This window comes from Hymenobacter koreensis, from assembly GCF_039541855.1.
GTDB classification, from domain to species: Bacteria; Bacteroidota; Bacteroidia; order Cytophagales; family Hymenobacteraceae; genus Solirubrum; species Solirubrum koreensis.
Genome location: NZ_BAABHA010000015.1, coordinates 626,396 through 642,902, shown reverse-complemented (window position 1 = coordinate 642,902; position 16,507 = coordinate 626,396). Strand labels below are relative to the sequence as shown.

The window sequence follows — 16,507 nt, the reverse complement described above, 5'->3', positions numbered from 1 at the left end:
TTGAATTATCGACCCCACAGCCGGCCCGCGCAAGGCTCGAGACGCCGCGGCGGCCCTGTCCCTTCTTCCTACTTTTTGTTCGCTCCGTGGTCATGAAAACGAACCGCGCCTCCTCCCTATTTGCCTTATCCGCCGCTTTGCTGCTGGGCACTTCCACCGCTGCGCTGGCCCAAATCAAGCCTCACGTTGTACCGCGTGCTTCGTCGGCGCCGGTGCGTACTTCGGCGCCTGTCCGCGCCACGTATTCGGCTCCGGCCAACACCGCTAATTCCGCCGACGGCGTACGCTTCGGCCTGCGAGCCGGCGTAAACGTGGCCAACTGGTCGGGCGACGCGGTGCAATCCGTAAAGGACCTTGCCGAGCTAACTAACGGCGCCGTTACCCAGGAGCAGCGCACTGGTTTTCACGCCGGGGCCTACGTAAGCCTGCCCTTGGGCGCACGTTTCACCATTGAGCCGGGCTTGCAGTACTCCGAAAAAGGCATGACGCTGTCCGGCCGCGTGCCGCTGGAGCGTTTCGATTTCCTGAACGCCCGCGTAACGGCCACCTCGCGCATGGCTTATATTGATTTGCCCATTCTGGCCAAGGCCTACCTTACGCCGGGCTTGTACGTGTACGGCGGCCCGCAGGCCTCGTATTTGGTGAGCAATAAGGTGCGCGTGCAAGCCGGGGCACTGGGTTTTTCGGCCTACTCAAACGATTTCGACGTGCGGAACCAGTTCCGGGAGCTGGACTTTAGCCTGACCGGTGGTGCCGGTTACCAGTTCGGCAACGGCCTGGGCATAAGCGCCGGTTACGACTACGGCCTCAGCTCCCTCGACAAAAACAACCGCTTCGACGCCCAAAACCGCGTCATCAAAGCCTCCGTCAACTATACTTTTTAGGGCCGCGTCGGCGTTAGGAGGCCAAGCATTTCTTTTCCGCGCTACTCCACCACCTCTGCTCACATAAACCATGTAAAAAGGCCGCCCGTTTTATGGGCGGCCTTTTTTTGTTGGTCTTCGGTCCTAATGGTGCCCCGCCAGAGCTGGTTTTCGGACCGACGTACCGGTACTATTCAGCTCAAGCCTTACAGCGTGGGGCCGTTATCTACGCGCGCCTCAACGGTGGCCTGCACGGTAGAGGAAACGTTCGAGAGCAGGTTGTAGCCGGTAGCGGCCTCAATGGCATCGACGGTGGTGCGGGAAGCGCCCCAGTTGATGATGGAGTTGTCGTTCGGCGTGTTGATGGCAATAACGCGGGTGCTGGTGCTTACGCGGCTGGCATCGGAGGAGCCTTCGGGCAGTACCACTACCACTTTCCAGATGCGCGTGGGCACCGTTACGCGGCCGGCATCGATGGTGGTTTTGTAGCCGTTTACACCAGTGCCGCCTTTGCCGTAGCTGCCGCAAATGATGTAGAGCTCATTGCCCTGGCTGGCCAGCTTGCGGCAGTAGTCCTCCAACTGAGCCCAGCCGCGCTGGTTGTTGTTGGCGGCCTGCGGCATCATGTTGGTCATCAGGAACGTGGCCGAGTTATCGGCTACCGACCCAGTGCGGTCGGCGGAGGGGCAGTTGTGGCCGCGGTCGAAGCCCGAGCCGGTGTAGCTGGAGCTGGTGGGGCGGTACCAGCCCGCGGGCAAGGTGGCGTCGGCCGCGAAGTTGTCCTGCCGCGGCGTGGAGCCCAGCCACGCGGAGCTCAGGTGCCACGATACCCAGTTCGGCGTGCCCCGGTCGCGGTGGTAGCTCAGCGCGAACTGCGACTTGGACATCAGGTAATTCCAGTAGTAGTACGGGTCGGCAGTGGCGCCACTGGGGTTGCCCAGGGCCAAGTGACTGTCGCGGGTAGCGTCGCTGCTTTGCGTGGTTTCAACCGTTGCCTGGGGCTTGATGTCGTCCTGTTTGGCGCAGGAAACGGCCAGTAGTACCAGCAGGGCGAGGCTGCTGATGCGGGTAAAGGTGTGCTTCATCATTAAGCAGTGGAGGTGTTGGTTGGGGAGATGGGAATTGGCGGGGCAAAGTTCTGGCAAGCATGTTAGGCCGATGTAACGGGAGTGTTACCCCAATGTTACCTTTTATTTCCTATATATAGGTTTGTAAGTGGGGCAGTTACGGGTGTCATCAGCCTGCCAAAAACCGTCCTCTTCACCAGCAGCATTGCCTTTCAAGATGCAGGTGTTTTGCTAGGGCACGGCTACTCGGGACGTGGCGACGACCGACGGCACGCCTGTGGCCGTTGTAAACAGAATTCGGTGCGCTCGGAAGACGGCCAGCAGTACGCCCCGCCTATTGTGTCAACCCATAGAAAACTTTATGGCCGGCATTACGCCGGGCATGGCACCGCCGCTTGCAAACCCGGCCATTAGTAGTATCATTATTCCCTTATGCAACTTATTGTCCACCCACTCTTTATGCTTTTCGATGAACCCACACGTACGCTTTACTTTATTGCTGCTAACTTCTGTGCGGTAGCTATGCCCGCGCCTCGCATTACCTAGGCGGTGACCTTACCTACCGCGCCGTGGGTCCCGACCCGAACGTGGCCGGAAACACCCGCTACGAAGTCAGCCTAAACGTCTTCCGGGACTGTGGCGGCGCCACGCTCGATTTGAGGTATAACGTGGCAGTCCGGCAAGGCTGTGCAGGTGCCGTAGCTCCCGGTTCGCCCTTTTTGCTCAACCGGGTTGGTATACCCGCGTACGGGAGTCCTTATTGCCCGTCACAAGCCGCTAATGCCGTGTGCAGTTCAACGGGTGGTCAGATTGCAGGCGCGCGCCCCAACTACGAGGTGGCGCTCTACCGCGCTACCGTCAGCCTGCCACAGGCCCCCGAGTGGCTGCTGAGCGTGGAGGTTAATGCGCGTCCCGCTTTGGCCAACATCGAAGGATTTAGCAACCTCCGGTTAGAAGCCGTAATGCGCAACCGAATTGCAATGGGTGGTCAGGTTCACAGCGTGCTGAACACCTCCCCTACGTTTAGTACGCTGCCCGTATCGTTTGTGCCCTGGAACAAGCCGGTGCTCATGAACATGGGCGCCTTCGATGCCGATGGTGACTCACTCCGGTTCTCGCTCGACCGGCCGCTGGAGGACTGTAACATTCCCGACGTTTACAAACCAATCCCCAATCAGCCTATTGAACGACTCGATACGGTGATAAATGGCTTTCCAATAGTCTGTGCTGCTTTTGCAACCGCGGGCACCCCCACTACATTTTCGGCAGCGTTTCCTCTGCCCTCGTACTCAGTAAGTGGCGTTTGCCCGGTGAGGACGGCTTCGCCTTATTTCAACTTTAATTCCGCCACTGGCTCCCTGGCTTTCAAACCGGCTTTTTACGACGCAGCTACTCCCAGCTCCGCGGGCAAAACAAGTACGCCGTGGTGGTGAAAGTGGAAGAGTGGCGCCGCCTGGGCGGTAGCCACACGTTGGTAGGCACCACCCGGCGCGAAATGGTACTTGTGGTGTCTGATTGCGGTACGAACATACCGCCGCAGTTCGCCGCCAACTTGCAGCTGAACGGCTCCACCTCTCAATCTGTGAGCCGGCTGATTCCGGTGCAGCGCGGCCAAACGGTAACGGCACTGCTGCAGGCCACCGATGCCAACGCCGGCCAGACCCTTGTAACCACTGGCAACGACACCGGCGTACCGGGTGCGCAGATATGGCCCCGCGGCAACGGCGCCGTTGAAATTGAATTTACCCCGCCCGCTTCTCTGCCCGATGGCACCTATTACGTAACCGTAACTGCCACCGATGACGCCTGCCCAGTGAAGGGCTTCAGCACCCAGGTGGTAGGTTTCCGCGTAGGCAACTCGCCGCTGAAAAGCCGCAACCAAGCTGCCCGTACCCTGGTTTCGGCTTACCCCAACCCTTTTACCGACCGCGTGACGTTCACCCTGATGCGGGCGGCAGATAAAGCCGCCGTAGTGTTGGTTGTGGACCAGTTGGGCCGCGTAGTAGACCGCCTGCCAGCTCCGGCCGGCAGTTCCCCCGATGTTCAGGTGACGTGGCAGCCTGCTGCCGCCGTTCCGGCCGGGGTGTACCTGGCGCGCTTCGAAAACGGCCAACAAACTGCCCGCCTGCTGCGCGTTAAGCCCTAAGTGCCCGGCTTTTGTTTCCGGCACACAAACGCCCCGCCCGGAAACCGGACGGGGCGTTTAGCATGTGAGCAGGTAGTGCAGTGAGTTAGCGTCCTTGAACCATCAGGCGCTGGGTTCCAATTTTATGGCCCGCTGCATCTTGCAGCACCACGTAATACAGGCCCGTTTTCAGGCCGCGCAACGGCACCTGCTCCAGTGCACCGTGCATGGCTTGGCGGCGTAGCAGCTCTCCACGGCTGCCGTATAGGTGTAGGGTAGCCCCCGGCGCCCAGGTGCCACCGGCTACCTGCACGGTAGCGGTTTCGGAGGCTGGGTTAGGGTATACATCCAGACTAAGAGCCAAACCGGGCTGCCAACGCACGGCCACAGGCGCCGTGTACACGGCGGTGCCGTCGGTATCTACCTGGCGCAGCCGGTAGTAGAGCGTGCCGGCGGGCAGCTTGGCTACATCGGCGTCGCGGAGGTTATAGCGCTGGCGCGTGGCAGTGTTGCCAGCGGCTTCCACACGCCCTACGGGCACAAAACCCTCCTTGGCATCGGTGGCGCGTTCCACTTCATAATGGCTGCTGGCGCGCTCCGAAGCTGTTTCCCAGGCTACGTCAACGGCGTTGCCCGCGGCTTTGGCAGTGAATGCGCTGAACTCAACAGGCAAGGGCGCGGCAGGCACCCGAATGTCGGTGGGGAATCCTTGGGCAGGGTCGTCGGCGAAGGCGTAGAAAATCTGAGCTTCGCTGAACAGGTTAAGACCGCCACGCACTTCCACTTCCACCCATCCGAAGTCCTGGGTGGTGAGGAAACCGATTTCTTGCAGGCCGCCCCCCAACACACCCGTGGTGAGCAGGCTTGCGCCCGAGGCCGTTTCCAGCAGGTCACCGCTGGCAGAATACGTGCGCAGGGTAACGTTCGAGAGCAGGCTGGTGCTGAGCAAACCGGTGTTGGTGCGCAGTACCACCCCGGCGCGGTTACCCGCCTCACCGTCGCCGTTCAGGCGCAGCCGAATGCGCTGGGTGCCTACGGCCGTAAGCGGAAACTGCATTTCAGCGTAGTCGTTCACGTTGAACACATTGTCGGCGGCTCGTTCGGGGTTGATGATGCGGCAGTTCACGCACGCCAGGCTACTGCCGCTGGTTTGGTAGTTAACGTTAGGCTGCGGCGCGGCAAAGTCCGATAGCACCGGCTCGTCGTCGCGGAATGCGCGCGGCTCAATGCCGAAGCCGTAGTACACGTTCAGGTTATTGAGGGCGTTTAGCAGGCTGCTTTGCTCCAGCTCCACGCGGTCGAAAGCAGTATTGGTGGGGAAGCTTACCTGGTAGCGGTTGTTGGGCAGCAGGGTAAACTGCAGCAGATCGGCGGCCGTGGCCGACTCCTGCGCCACCCCGTTCAGGTACGTTGTTACCTTCAGCGTTTTCAACACATTCAGATCGAGCACGCTGCCGTTGCCAATAACAAACCCCGCCTGGTAACCGGCGGGGGACTGCCCCTCCAAGCGCACTTGCAACGACGACTTGCAGCCGACGCCCACGGCCGTACTGAGCACGGCGAAGTCGTTCAGGTCGCTGCTCACCGCGTTTTCGGCACCCGTTACACCCGTTCCCGCGCATACCAGCCCCCCGCCCGACATGATTTGGTAGTCCGCAGCCGAAGGCGCCGTGAGGCGCGAGAGGTAACCGGCCGCCGTGGTAACCACGTTGGCTTCCACGCCAAAAGCGTAGTACACGTCCAGGGTGTTCAGCACATTTAGTGTAACGGCCACGTCCACCTCCACCGCATCAAAGGCACTGGCGGCGATGAACTCGAGGCGGGTGCGGCCATCGGAGAGGGCGGTGGCGGTTACGCCATCGGCGGTGGCCAGGCGCTGCTCTTTCACCGCGCCGCCGGCATAGGTGCGTAACACTATTGCGCCCAGGGCGGCGGCATTTAATGTGCTGCCGCTGCTCACCACCACCCCAGCCCGGAAATTGGGTGCTGCCGTGCCGTTGAGAGCCATACGAATAGCGGCGCGGTTGCCTACTCCCACACTGTTCTGAATGGTGGCGTAATTGGTCAGGTCGAGGTCGGCCACCCGGGAAGCATTTTGTACCCCGCAGTCAGCCAAGCAAACTATTCCTCCTACCTGTACGGAGTAATGCGTGGGAGTAACAGGCGCGGCAAACGTAGAATAGTACGTTGCAGGTACTACCTGAGCCTGTAGTGGAGTGCCCGCGGCACAGGCAAGTATGGTCGCAAACAGGTAGGGCACCCGTAATAGCTGGAAGTAGAGGTAGCGCGGCATAGGATATTGAGGTGTGTAGCCCAACGGGGCCGGTGAGACCCCCACACCCTGGCAATTCCCCTACCGCAACGAAGTTCTTTGTTTTATTACCTGTATATCAGATTGTTAAATAAATATGTATCTTCGTATATATTCCCACAATGGGAATTCGGGTCCAATTCCTACACATTTGAAGAAGCCGTTTTTGTGTCTTATACTGCGGTTGCCACACCATCTGCGTACCAAGCAAGTAAGTAGAATTACCTGGGAATGGTACATTCCCAAGCCAGCCCCTTAACCTTATTGTAAGAGGCCAGCCTTTTTTCCCCGTTATGCCCATTGCTTTGCCGCCACTTACCATATTCATTGTTGAGGACAATACCTGGTACCGGGAATTGCTTGCTTACCGCCTAGGCCAGAACCCCGAATACCACGTGCGCCAGTTTGGCACCGCCCAAGCGTGCCTCGACCACCTGCACCAATCCCCGGAGCGGCCCGACCTTGTTACCCTCGATTATTCCCTGCCCGACGGACAAGGCGACGAGGTGCTCAAGCGCCTGCGGGTTCCGTTGCCCACCGTTCCCATCGTAGTAATATCGGCGCAGGAAGACGTGAGCACGGCCGTGGGCCTGCTGCGCCAAGGTGCCTACGACTACCTGGTGAAAGACGAGGAAACGGCCGACCGCCTGTGGCACATTGTACACAATGTGCGTCAGCAAGTGGGGCTGCAACGCGAAAACGAGCTGCTGCGGGAGCAAATTGGCCAGAAGTACGACCCCACGCACGCCATTTTGGGCGAAAGTCCTCAAATACGAAGCATCTGGACGCTGATCGACAAAGCCGCGCGCACCAACATTACGGTGTCGGTGAGCGGAGAAACGGGCACGGGCAAGGAACTGGTGGCCCGTGCCATTCACTACCGCTCCGAGCGCCGCAACCAACCCTTTGTGGCCGTTAACGTGGCCGCCATTCCGCGTGAGCTAATTGAGAGCGAACTGTTTGGCCACGAAAAGGGTGCATTCACCGGGGCCATCAGCCGGCGCATTGGGCGGTTTGAGGAGGCCCACGGCGGCACCTTGTTTCTCGACGAAATTGCCGACCTCGACCCCAACCTGCAAGCCAAGCTATTGCGCGTGCTGCAGGAGCGCGAGGTTTCGCGCGTGGGCGGCGGTAAACCCATTGCCTTCGATGCTCGCCTGATGGTGGCAACCCACCGCGACCTGGCCGAGCAAGTACAGCAGGGCCTGTTTCGCGAAGACCTCTACTACCGCCTCATGGGCCTGCCCATTAAGCTGCCGCCCCTGCGCGAACGAGGCCAGGACATTCTGCTTCTGGCTGAAAACTTCCTGCGCAAATTTTGCCTGCTTAACCACCTGCCTGCCTTGGGCTTTTCAACGGAGGCGCGGCACAAGCTGCTGCAGTACGCTTTTCCCGGCAATGTGCGCGAGCTGAAGGCCGTGGTAGAGCTAGCGGCAGTACTGGCCGAGGGCGACACCGTGCGGCCCCAGGACTTGTCGTTGCGAAACGCTGCGCTGGGATACGCCTCTGAATCGGCCGGTAACGAAACCCTGCGCGAGCAGGTGGCCGGCATTGTGCAGCGCTACCTGGATGCCCACCACGGAAATATTTTGCAAGTAGCTCAACTATTGCAAATCGGGAAGTCTACCATTTATCGTATGATTCAAAACCACGAGGTGCGGGTACGTTAGCCCACCGCCGCCGGGGTAGTGAATCATGAAGAATAATTACGCGCGAATCACCCGTTTCACCACGGTTCAAAACCGCCGCCGCCGCACTCCTAACGGCCAATTACGAACCGCACTCGTTAAAGCCCGCGCCGAAGCCGCTAGGCTGCGCGCCCAGCTGCTTCGCTACCACACCGACGCCGCCCACCAAACCGTGGCCTTGCTGCACACGCTGCCCACCGCAGTGCTGGCCGAAAGCCCCGAAGGTTACATTACCCTGGTAAATCAGCGGTTTTGCGACTTGCTGGGCCTGGACAGTGCCCCTGCCTTGCTGATGGGCCAGCAAACCGCGGCCGTCCTAACCCAGGCCCAGCACGCTTTCACCGACTACCCACGGTTTGCGACTTGGGCGGCGGCCTGCGTTGCGGCCGGACGGCGCACCGCCGAGGGCATCTTCGCCCTGAACAACGGCACGGTGGTGCAAATCGATTACCTGCCGTTACGGCGCGACAACCACACCGTACTGCACCTCTGGAATTACGAAAACGTAACCCAGCAGCACCACGCGCAGGAAAGCATCCGGCGCCTGTCGTTGCTCTCGGAGCGCAGCCCCCACCCCATTATTTGCTTCAGCAAGCACGGCGAGGCGCAGTACACTAATGCTGCGGCCGGTCCCATGCTGGCCCTGCTTACCGCGCCGCACAGCGAAGAGCACACTTTGGTGCGCCGCATGATAGCCGAAGCCTTGGCCGCAGGTACCACGCGCACGGCCGAACACCCCCTGCTCAACCACTTCTACATTTGGACGGTGGTGCCGCTCCCTAACGAACAGGGGGCTAACCTCTACCTAACCGACATTAGTGTGCGGCGCCGCGCCGAAGCTGAGTTGCGCCGCAGTCAGCATTTTCTGACGCGCATCAACGACACCCTGCCCACGCTCGTGTTCCTTTATGATGTGCAGCAGCAGCGTTGCGTGTACTGCAACGACCAGGTGGAAGCCCTGCTGGGTTACACGCCGCAGGCCATGCAGCAGTTGCCAGCCGAGGCTCTTCGCGGCCTGCTGCACCCCGACGACGCCGACCTGACTGCGCACACCATGGCGGCCCATTTCGGCCTGCCCGAAGGCGAGGTAACCGAGGCCGATTTGCGCCTGCGCCACCGCAACGGAACGTGGCGGTGGCTGTCGGTAAAAACCACGGTATTCATGCGCGACGACCAAGGGCGGGTTCAGCAGGTATTGGGGGCCGCCGAGAATATTTCGGCCCGCCACGCAGCTGAGGAGGCGTTGGCGCACAGCCAACGGTTTCTGGAGCGCATGGCCGATACCGTGCCGAACACCATTTACCTCTACGACTTGGTAGAACACCGAAACCTGTACACCAACCGCAACATTTTCACCACCCTCGGCTACACCTCAGAGGACATGCTACGTATGGGCAGCCGCCTGAACGAGCACTTGGTGGTGCCCGAAGACCTGCCCCGCACCATGGCGCACTACGCCGCCCTGGCCGCCGCCGCCAACGACGACGTGCTGACGCTGGAATACCGCTTGCGCCACCGCAACGGCTCGGTGCGGTGGATCCGGCTGCGCGACTCCGTGTTTGCCCGCGACGCCCACGGCAAAGTGCTGCAAATCATCGGGGCCGGCGAAGACATTACCGAGAGCCATGAAGCCCAGGTGCAGCGGCAGAACATCATTGATCAGCTGGCCGAGCAAAACCGACTGTTCCGGCAGGTTATTGATTCCACGCCGCACCTGATTTACCTGAAAGACGTCGCCGGCCGCTACGTGCTGGCCAACCAAGCTACGGCCGAGCTGTACGGACTACAATCGGCTCAGGAGCTGGTGGACACGCCGCCCGAGCACCTGCCCGTTAGCCCCCACGAGGCCATGCGCTACCTCGAGCAGGACCGCTACGTTATCAACCACCGCCGGGAGCTGGATCAGGAGGAAACCTTTCACCGCCCCGACGGCAGCCACTTGTGCTTTCACAGCATCAAACGGCCCTTCGTGCAGGCCAACGGCACGGTGCTCGTGCTGGGCGTTGACAGCAACATTACCGACCTCAAACAGGCCCAACTGGAGCTGCACGCCGCCAAGGAAGCGGCCGAGGAAAACGCCCGCGTTAAGCAGGAGTTCCTCACCAACATGAGCCACGAAATCAGGACGCCGCTGAACGGCATCCTGGGTATGGCCGGGCTGCTGGCTAAAACCGAACTGGACCCTACCCAAACCGATTACCTGGGCCACATTCGCCAGTCGGCGGAGCACTTACTGGTGGTAATTAACGACGTGCTGGCTACCACGCAGTTGGGCTCGGGGCGGTTGCAGCTGGAGCGTATTCCTTTCAATTTGCACACGCTGCTGCACGATTCCCTGCACAGCTTTGGGCCGCGGGCCACCGAAAAAGGTCTGGACTTGCTGTTGGATTTGCCCAAGCTGGCGCACCCACCCATTGTGCTGGGCGACCCGCACCGCCTGCGCCAGGTTGTGCTTAACCTGCTCGGCAACGCGCTCAAGTTTACCGAGCGCGGCCACGTGCTGCTGAACTGCCAGCAACTCACGCACGCTCCCGGCCACGCCACGTTCCGCATCAGCGTAACCGATACCGGCATTGGCATTCCGCAGCATCAGCTGGAGGGCATTTTCGAGCCCTTCACGCAGGCGTCGGCCAGTACCGCCCGCGAGTACGGAGGCTCGGGTCTGGGTCTGAGCATTAGTCGGGGACTGGTGGAGCTGCTGGGCGGGCGGTTATGGGTGCAAAGCGAGGCCGGGCGTGGCAGCACGTTTTTTGCCGAGCTACCGCTGCCTTTCGCCGATTTCCAGACCGAGCTACCGCCACCGCCCGCCCCGGATTTTCAGCAGCTACGCGGACGCCGCGTACTGCTGGTCGAAGACAATGCCGTAAACCAGCTGCTGGTGCGTACTCTGCTTGAAAGCTGGCACATGCACGTTGATACGGCCGCTAACGGCCCGGCGGCTCTGGTGCTCTTTGGCCAATACGCCTACGATGCGGTACTGATGGATATTCAGATGCCGGGTATGGATGGCGTAGCTGCCGCGGCCCACCTACGCGCCCACCCGCAGCCCGAGCGCGCGGCCACGCCCATTGTGGCCCTTACCGCGCATGCCCTCCCCGAGGAAGAAGCCCGCTGCCGCGCCGCCGGCATGGACGATTACCTGGCCAAGCCTTTTCGCGAGGAGCAGCTGTTTTACGTGCTTCGAAATGCCTTTGTGCGCGGCTTGCTTCCGTCTGATGAAACGCCCGCGGCGGAGCCCTCCTCCGGCTCCGAGCTGCTGGACTTGCCACAGCTCCGCCAGCGCATGAGCGGCTTCGACCCCGCTTTTGCCCGCCACATGGCGCAGATATTCGTGCAAACCACTCCGCCCGTTCTGGCCGATTTGCAGCTGCATTTAACTCATTGCAACTGGCAGGCCCTGAGCGAAACCGCCCACTACCTGAAAAGCTCGGCTGAAGGACTGGGCTTGCGTGCGTTGCGGCCGCTGCTGCTGCGCCTGGAACAGTGCGGCCCCACGCCCCCCCAAAACGCGCAGGAAATAGCGCCGCTGGTACACCAACTGGTGGCGGCACTGGAGAAAGTGGTAAGCTTGTTTGAACGCGAATACCCGAGCGCCCCAACCGACGTTGGCGCGCCCAACCTCTAGCCCGAGCAGGTGGATGTGGAGCAAATAGCCGAGCTCGTTGACTTCCGGCCGGGTTTTCGCGTATGCAGGCCACACCCTTACCCCTTCACTCGTATGTCATTTCGCTCTTGCCTACTGATGCTGATGGTGTTAGCCACGCTTTCGGTGGGCTGCGCCCGACGTAACAGGGCGGCTTCCAACGCAAGCTCTGCCGTAGACAACCGCAAGCCCGAAGAAATTCGGCGCGAAAACGCCCGCGACCTGGCCTCGGTTATGGCCGATGAGCTGCAACTTCGCGACGACCAGGTGCTGCGCGTGCGGCAGGTGCTGGCCAATACCGTGGAACAGGTAAACGCGGCCCAAAAGAAATTCGGCGACGACAAAGCCGGCCTTACCACGGCGCTCAAGCAAATCAACGCCGCCTCGGAGTCCCAGCTGAAATCGGCCATGACGTCGGCGCAGTACAAGCTCTACCAGCAGCGCAAACCCCAAATTCAGCAGAAGCTCCGCGAGCAGCAACAGCAGAAATAAGTCCCGCCTGGGCAACCCTTTCCAACCGCCCCGCATCTGATGCTGGTGTAGGCCCTTCGTAACCCACGAGGCGGCCGACACCAGCATTTTTCTTTAACTTAAAGCAACTGCGGACGGGCCATGATTCAACTGCGCGGAATCGAGAAAAGCTACGTCATGGGCCAGAATCGGCTGCAAGTGCTGAAGGGCGTAGACGTAGAGGTGCAAGCCGGTGAGCTGGTTAGCATCATGGGCTCGTCGGGCTCGGGCAAAAGCACGCTGCTCAACATTCTGGGCATTCTGGACGATTACGACGCCGGCGAGTACTGGCTGGCCGGCACCCGCATCGACAAGGGCCTGACGCAGCGCCGAGCTGCCCAGCTGCGCAACCAGTTCCTGGGCTTCGTCTTCCAGTCGTTTAACCTGCTGAACTTCAAATCGGCCCTCGAAAATGTGGCCTTGCCGCTGTACTACCAGCAAGTGGGCCGCCGCGAGCGAAACCGCTTGGCCATGGAGTACCTCGACCGCGTGGGCCTCGCCGACCGCGCCGACCACCTACCCAGTGAGCTGTCGGGTGGGCAACGGCAGCGCGTAGCGCTGGCCCGGGCCCTTATTCACCAGCCCAAACTCATCCTGGCCGACGAACCCACCGGCGCCCTCGATACGCACACCACGCAGGAGGTGATGGACATCTTCAAGCAAGTAAACGCCGAAGGCATGACGGTTATCATCGTCACCCACGAGCACGACATAGCGGCGCAAACCCAGCGCGTCATCCGCATCAGCGACGGGCTCATTGTGAGCGACCACGCCGACGAGGCCACCATTCTTCCCCTCACAACTTCCTCCTCCCCCCTATAACCATGAAAAATATACTGCTACTGCTGGCCGCGGCTTTCTGCCTGAGCACTGCCGCCCAGGCCCAGGCGCCCGCCGCCGAAACCAAGGCCCTGATGCTGCACATCAACAAGCTGATGCGCGACCCGGCCAAGCCCAAGCAGGAAATTCGGCTGGACATGAACGGCTGCCACGCCACGCAAACCATCCGCGACAACGACGCCAGTAACGTGCAAACATCGGCTCCCATTTCGGTGAGCTACAACAAGGGCGGCGAGGCCGGGTGGTCGGCCAAAGTAGCCGACGGCAAGTTTGAAATGACGCTGGACTTTGAGTGGCGCGAAGTGGAGTCGCTGAGCTATTTCCGCAAAGACGACAAAGACGACGCGCCCTACAAAGTAAAGATCAAGCGCATGCGCAAGGGCAGCTCCACCAACTTTGAGCTGCCGCTGCACACCACCGATGAGCGCGTGGTGCGCGACGTGGTGGCCCGCCTGGAAAAGGTGCGCCAGCAGTGCGGCGGCAACTAGTTAAAAAGCCGCTGGCTATTGGCTGTTAGCTGACTGCTTTGGGTGTACTTCTTCATCTGAAGCCGAGAACCAGCAGCCCGTTTTAGCCTCCGCGAAACCCGACCCATCCGTTTAATCCGCGTCCCATGTTCGACCTCGATAAGTGGCAGGAAATCCTCGGCACGATGAGCCGCAACAAGCTGCGCACGGGCTTAACCGCGTTCGGCGTGTTTTGGGGCATTTTTATGCTGGTGCTGCTATTGGGCGCGGGCAAGGGCATGGAAAACGGCATCTGGAAAGAGTTTGGGGCCGGCGCGCAAAACAGCTTGCTGGTGTACGGCGGCAAAACCTCCATGCCGTGGCAGGGCCTGAAACCGGGGCGCGAAATCAAGTTCACCAACGCCGATCTGGAGGCCGTGCGCCAGCGGGTGACCGGCTTGGAAATGCTGGCCATGCGCAACCGCTTATCGGGCGAGTACACCATTATGCGGGGCACCAAAAACGGCTCGTTTCAGGTGTTCGGGGCCAATGGGGAGTTCTTCCGCATCAACGGCGAGCAGCTGCAAGCCGGCCGGATGCTGAGCCCCCTCGACGTGGCCGAACGGCGCAAGGTGATGATTATAGGCGAACGGGTGCGCAAGGTGCTCTTCAAGCCCGAGGAAAACCCCATTGGGCAGTACGTGCAGGTGAAGGGCGTGCATTTCCAGATTGTGGGCGTGTTCACCACCAACCAAAACCAGGGCCGCAACGAGGAGCGCGCCTACGTGCCGTTCTCCACGTTTCAGTCGGCTTTCAATCAGTACAACCAAGTACAGCTGCTGGCCCTCACCACCACGCCCGGCACGCCGGTAGCACAGCTGGAAAGCCAGGTGCGCCAGCTGCTGGCCGGCCGCCACAAGTTTAACCCCGCCGATAAGCAGGCCATCGGCCTCGAAAACAACGAGGAGGAAGTGGCGCGCTTTGAGGGCCTCTTCAACGGCATTCGGCTGTTCGTGTCCATTATTGGGGTGCTCACGCTGATTGCGGGCGTGGTGGGCGTGAGCAACATCATGCTGATTATTGTGCAGGAGCGCACCCGCGAAATAGGCGTGCGCAAGGCCATTGGGGCCACCCCGTGGAGCATTGTGAACATGGTGGTGCAGGAAAGCATCGTTATTACCGGCCTCTCGGGCTACCTGGGCCTGCTGGCCGGCGTGGCCCTGCTCGACGGCCTGCGCTACGCCATTGAGAAATCGGGCGCCGAGCTGCCGTACTTCACCCGGCCCGAAGTAAACGTGGGCGTGGCTGTGGGCGCTACGCTGCTGCTGGTGGTAGCCGGCGCCTTCGCTGGTTTCGTGCCCGCCCTAAAAGCGGCGAATATCAAACCCATAGACGCCTTACGAGCCGAATGATACATGAACGACAAGCTCCCCTCCTGTTTGTAGAAGGGGACGCGGTGCCGAAGGGGGCGCTGGGGTGGTTTGCCGTTGCTGACGCTGGATAGCAACCCCTTAGCAAAGCCGCTTTACTGCTACCAATCAGACACATGTAGTTGAGTGTATGGGCCTGAAAAAACGGTTGAGCGGCTTTTGCTTAGCGGGCGCAAAACGAAGCCTAGTATGAGGTTATTAACCAACGTCAGCAACGTCGGACCACCCCAGCCCCCGCTAAAGCGGTGGCATCCCCTCCTTCAAACTGGAGGGGAGCTTGTCGTTCTTATTCCCTCTTTTCACCCTTCCGCCTTTCATCATGTTTGACCTCGACAAATGGAGCGAAATCTGGAGCACGGTGCGGCGGCATAAGTTGCGCACGGCGCTGACCGCGTTCGGCGTGTTCTGGGGCATTTTCATGCTGGTGGTGCTGCTGGGCGCGGGCAAAGGCTTCCGCAACGGCGTGGAAAAGGAGTTCGACGTGGCCAAGAATGCCATCTTCATCTGGTCGCAGCGCACGAGCGAGCCTTACAAGGGCATGAAGCCGGGGCGCTTCGTGCAGTTCACCAACGACGACGTGGCCGTGCTGCAGCGGCAGGTACCCGAAGCGGCGTTGGTACTGCCCCGCACCTCGCTGCACGGCACCTTCACGGTGCAATACGGTACCAAAAGCTCCTCTTTCTCGGTTAACGGCGAGTACCCCGGCTACCCGCAGGTAGAGCCGCTGGCCATGACGTCGGGGCGCTTCATCAACGAGCCCGACGTACGCGACCGGCGCAAGGTGGCCGTGGTGGGAGAACGGGTAGCCGAAATCCTTTTCGGCACCAGCAAACCCATTGGCCAGCAGATTCGCATCAAGGGCACCTATTTTCAGGTAGTGGGCACGTTCAAGGGCACCGGCAAGGCAGAGGAAGCCCAGGAGAAAGCGCAAACCATTTTCATTCCGCTCACCACGCTGCAAATTGCCTTCAACCAGGTCAACAAGATCGACTACTTCGCTTTCCTGCCCCAAACGGGCACTCCCGCCAAGGTGGTAGAAACCAAGGCCAAGCAGGTTCTGGCCCAGCAGCACCGGGTTTCCCCTACCGACGCGCGGGCGTTCGGCTCGGCCAACGTGGAGGAGGAATACGCCCGCGTGCAGGGCCTGTTTATTGGCATTGCGGGCTTTAGCTGGTGGGTAAGCCTGGGCACCATTGTGGCGGGCATTATTGGCGTGAGCAACATTATGCTGATTGTGGTGAAGGAGCGCACCAAGGAAATCGGAATCAGGAAAGCCATGGGCGCCACGCCGGGCAGCATCGTGAGCATGATTGTGCAGGAAAGCATCGTCATTACTGCTGCCGCCGGGCTGTTGGGCTTGCTGTTCGGCACGGCGCTGATGGCCGGCATCAGCAATTTGATTGAAGGCCAGGACATCAACTTCTTCTACAACCCGCAGGTGGACGTGCAGGTGGCCCTCACGGCCGTGCTCATGCTGGTGGTGTGCGGTGCGCTGGCCGGGCTGGTACCAGCCACCATTGCGGCCCGCGTGCAGCCGGTAGTGGCCCTGCGCGACGAATAGCTTCACCCCCCGGCCCCCTCTCC

The 16,507-nt window shown here is 60.7% G+C and carries 12 protein-coding genes; 10 read left to right on the top strand and 2 right to left on the bottom strand.

The window, feature by feature from the left end:
• Positions 1-92: 92 nt before the first annotated feature.
• Complete coding sequence (locus tag ABD903_RS21870; protein ID WP_345227782.1) at positions 93-884, top strand: porin family protein; 792 nt, start codon at positions 93-95, stop codon at positions 882-884.
• 185 nt (positions 885-1,069) lie between these two features.
• Here ABD903_RS21870 and ABD903_RS21865 read toward each other — a convergent pair whose 3' ends face one another.
• The gene (locus tag ABD903_RS21865; RefSeq protein ID WP_345227781.1) at positions 1,070-1,951 is read right to left on the bottom strand and encodes a DNA/RNA non-specific endonuclease; all 882 of its coding nucleotides are present in this window, start codon (positions 1,949-1,951) and stop codon (positions 1,070-1,072) included.
• Between the two features lie 548 nt (positions 1,952-2,499).
• Between ABD903_RS21865 and ABD903_RS21860 the strand changes: the two genes are divergently transcribed.
• Positions 2,500-3,363, top strand: a complete 864-nt coding sequence (locus ABD903_RS21860) for a hypothetical protein (protein WP_345227779.1) — start codon at positions 2,500-2,502, stop codon at positions 3,361-3,363.
• Entirely contained in the window at positions 3,354-4,076 is a 723-nt protein-coding gene (locus ABD903_RS21855; protein WP_345227777.1) for a T9SS type A sorting domain-containing protein, read from the top strand. Before ABD903_RS21860 ends, ABD903_RS21855 begins: the two co-directional genes overlap by 10 nt.
• 85 nt (positions 4,077-4,161) lie before the next feature.
• Here ABD903_RS21855 and ABD903_RS21850 read toward each other — a convergent pair whose 3' ends face one another.
• The gene (locus tag ABD903_RS21850) at positions 4,162-6,348 is read right to left on the bottom strand and encodes a T9SS type A sorting domain-containing protein (RefSeq protein ID WP_345227776.1); all 2,187 of its coding nucleotides are present in this window, start codon (positions 6,346-6,348) and stop codon (positions 4,162-4,164) included.
• A gap of 311 nt (positions 6,349-6,659) precedes the next feature.
• Here ABD903_RS21850 and ABD903_RS21845 point away from each other — a divergent pair, with 311 nt between their 5' ends.
• From ABD903_RS21845 to ABD903_RS21815, 7 genes are all read left to right on the top strand, one after another.
• Positions 6,660-8,036, top strand: a complete 1,377-nt coding sequence (locus tag ABD903_RS21845; RefSeq protein ID WP_345227775.1) for a sigma-54-dependent transcriptional regulator — start codon at positions 6,660-6,662, stop codon at positions 8,034-8,036.
• Between the two features lie 25 nt (positions 8,037-8,061).
• Positions 8,062-11,679 (top strand): PAS domain-containing sensor histidine kinase, encoded by a 3,618-nt coding sequence (locus ABD903_RS21840; protein ID WP_345227774.1) that lies wholly within the window; start codon positions 8,062-8,064, stop codon positions 11,677-11,679.
• A 93-nt stretch (positions 11,680-11,772) separates the two neighbouring features.
• A complete protein-coding gene (locus ABD903_RS21835) occupies positions 11,773-12,189 on the top strand; it encodes a hypothetical protein (protein ID WP_345227772.1) in 417 nt (138 codons plus the stop codon).
• Between the two features lie 120 nt (positions 12,190-12,309).
• On the top strand, positions 12,310-13,029 hold the full coding sequence (locus ABD903_RS21830; RefSeq protein WP_345227771.1) for an ABC transporter ATP-binding protein: 720 nt from the start codon (positions 12,310-12,312) through the stop codon (positions 13,027-13,029).
• 2 nt (positions 13,030-13,031) lie between these two features.
• Complete coding sequence (locus tag ABD903_RS21825; protein WP_345227769.1) at positions 13,032-13,535, top strand: hypothetical protein; 504 nt, start codon at positions 13,032-13,034, stop codon at positions 13,533-13,535.
• 125 nt (positions 13,536-13,660) lie between these two features.
• A complete protein-coding gene (locus ABD903_RS21820; protein WP_345227767.1) occupies positions 13,661-14,905 on the top strand; it encodes an ABC transporter permease in 1,245 nt (414 codons plus the stop codon).
• 337 nt (positions 14,906-15,242) lie between these two features.
• The gene (locus tag ABD903_RS21815; RefSeq protein ID WP_345227766.1) at positions 15,243-16,484 is read left to right on the top strand and encodes an ABC transporter permease; all 1,242 of its coding nucleotides are present in this window, start codon (positions 15,243-15,245) and stop codon (positions 16,482-16,484) included.
• Positions 16,485-16,507: the final 23 nt, after the last annotated feature.

What these genes read in the sequence shown, in the direction of transcription:
- ABD903_RS21820 (WP_345227767.1), top strand. Translation starts at nt 13,661, where the DNA reads ATGTTCGACCTCGATAAGTGGCAGGAAATCCTCGGCACGATGAGCCGC.
- ABD903_RS21845 (WP_345227775.1), top strand. Translation starts at nt 6,660, where the DNA reads ATGCCCATTGCTTTGCCGCCACTTACCATATTCATTGTTGAGGACAAT.
- ABD903_RS21840 (WP_345227774.1), top strand. Translation starts at nt 8,062, where the DNA reads ATGAAGAATAATTACGCGCGAATCACCCGTTTCACCACGGTTCAAAAC.
- ABD903_RS21835 (WP_345227772.1), top strand. Translation starts at nt 11,773, where the DNA reads ATGTCATTTCGCTCTTGCCTACTGATGCTGATGGTGTTAGCCACGCTT.
- ABD903_RS21865 (WP_345227781.1), bottom strand. Translation starts at nt 1,951, where the DNA reads ATGATGAAGCACACCTTTACCCGCATCAGCAGCCTCGCCCTGCTGGTA.
- ABD903_RS21850 (WP_345227776.1), bottom strand. Translation starts at nt 6,348, where the DNA reads ATGCCGCGCTACCTCTACTTCCAGCTATTACGGGTGCCCTACCTGTTT.
- ABD903_RS21870 (WP_345227782.1), top strand. Translation starts at nt 93, where the DNA reads ATGAAAACGAACCGCGCCTCCTCCCTATTTGCCTTATCCGCCGCTTTG.
- ABD903_RS21815 (WP_345227766.1), top strand. Translation starts at nt 15,243, where the DNA reads ATGTTTGACCTCGACAAATGGAGCGAAATCTGGAGCACGGTGCGGCGG.
- ABD903_RS21825 (WP_345227769.1), top strand. Translation starts at nt 13,032, where the DNA reads ATGAAAAATATACTGCTACTGCTGGCCGCGGCTTTCTGCCTGAGCACT.
- ABD903_RS21830 (WP_345227771.1), top strand. Translation starts at nt 12,310, where the DNA reads ATGATTCAACTGCGCGGAATCGAGAAAAGCTACGTCATGGGCCAGAAT.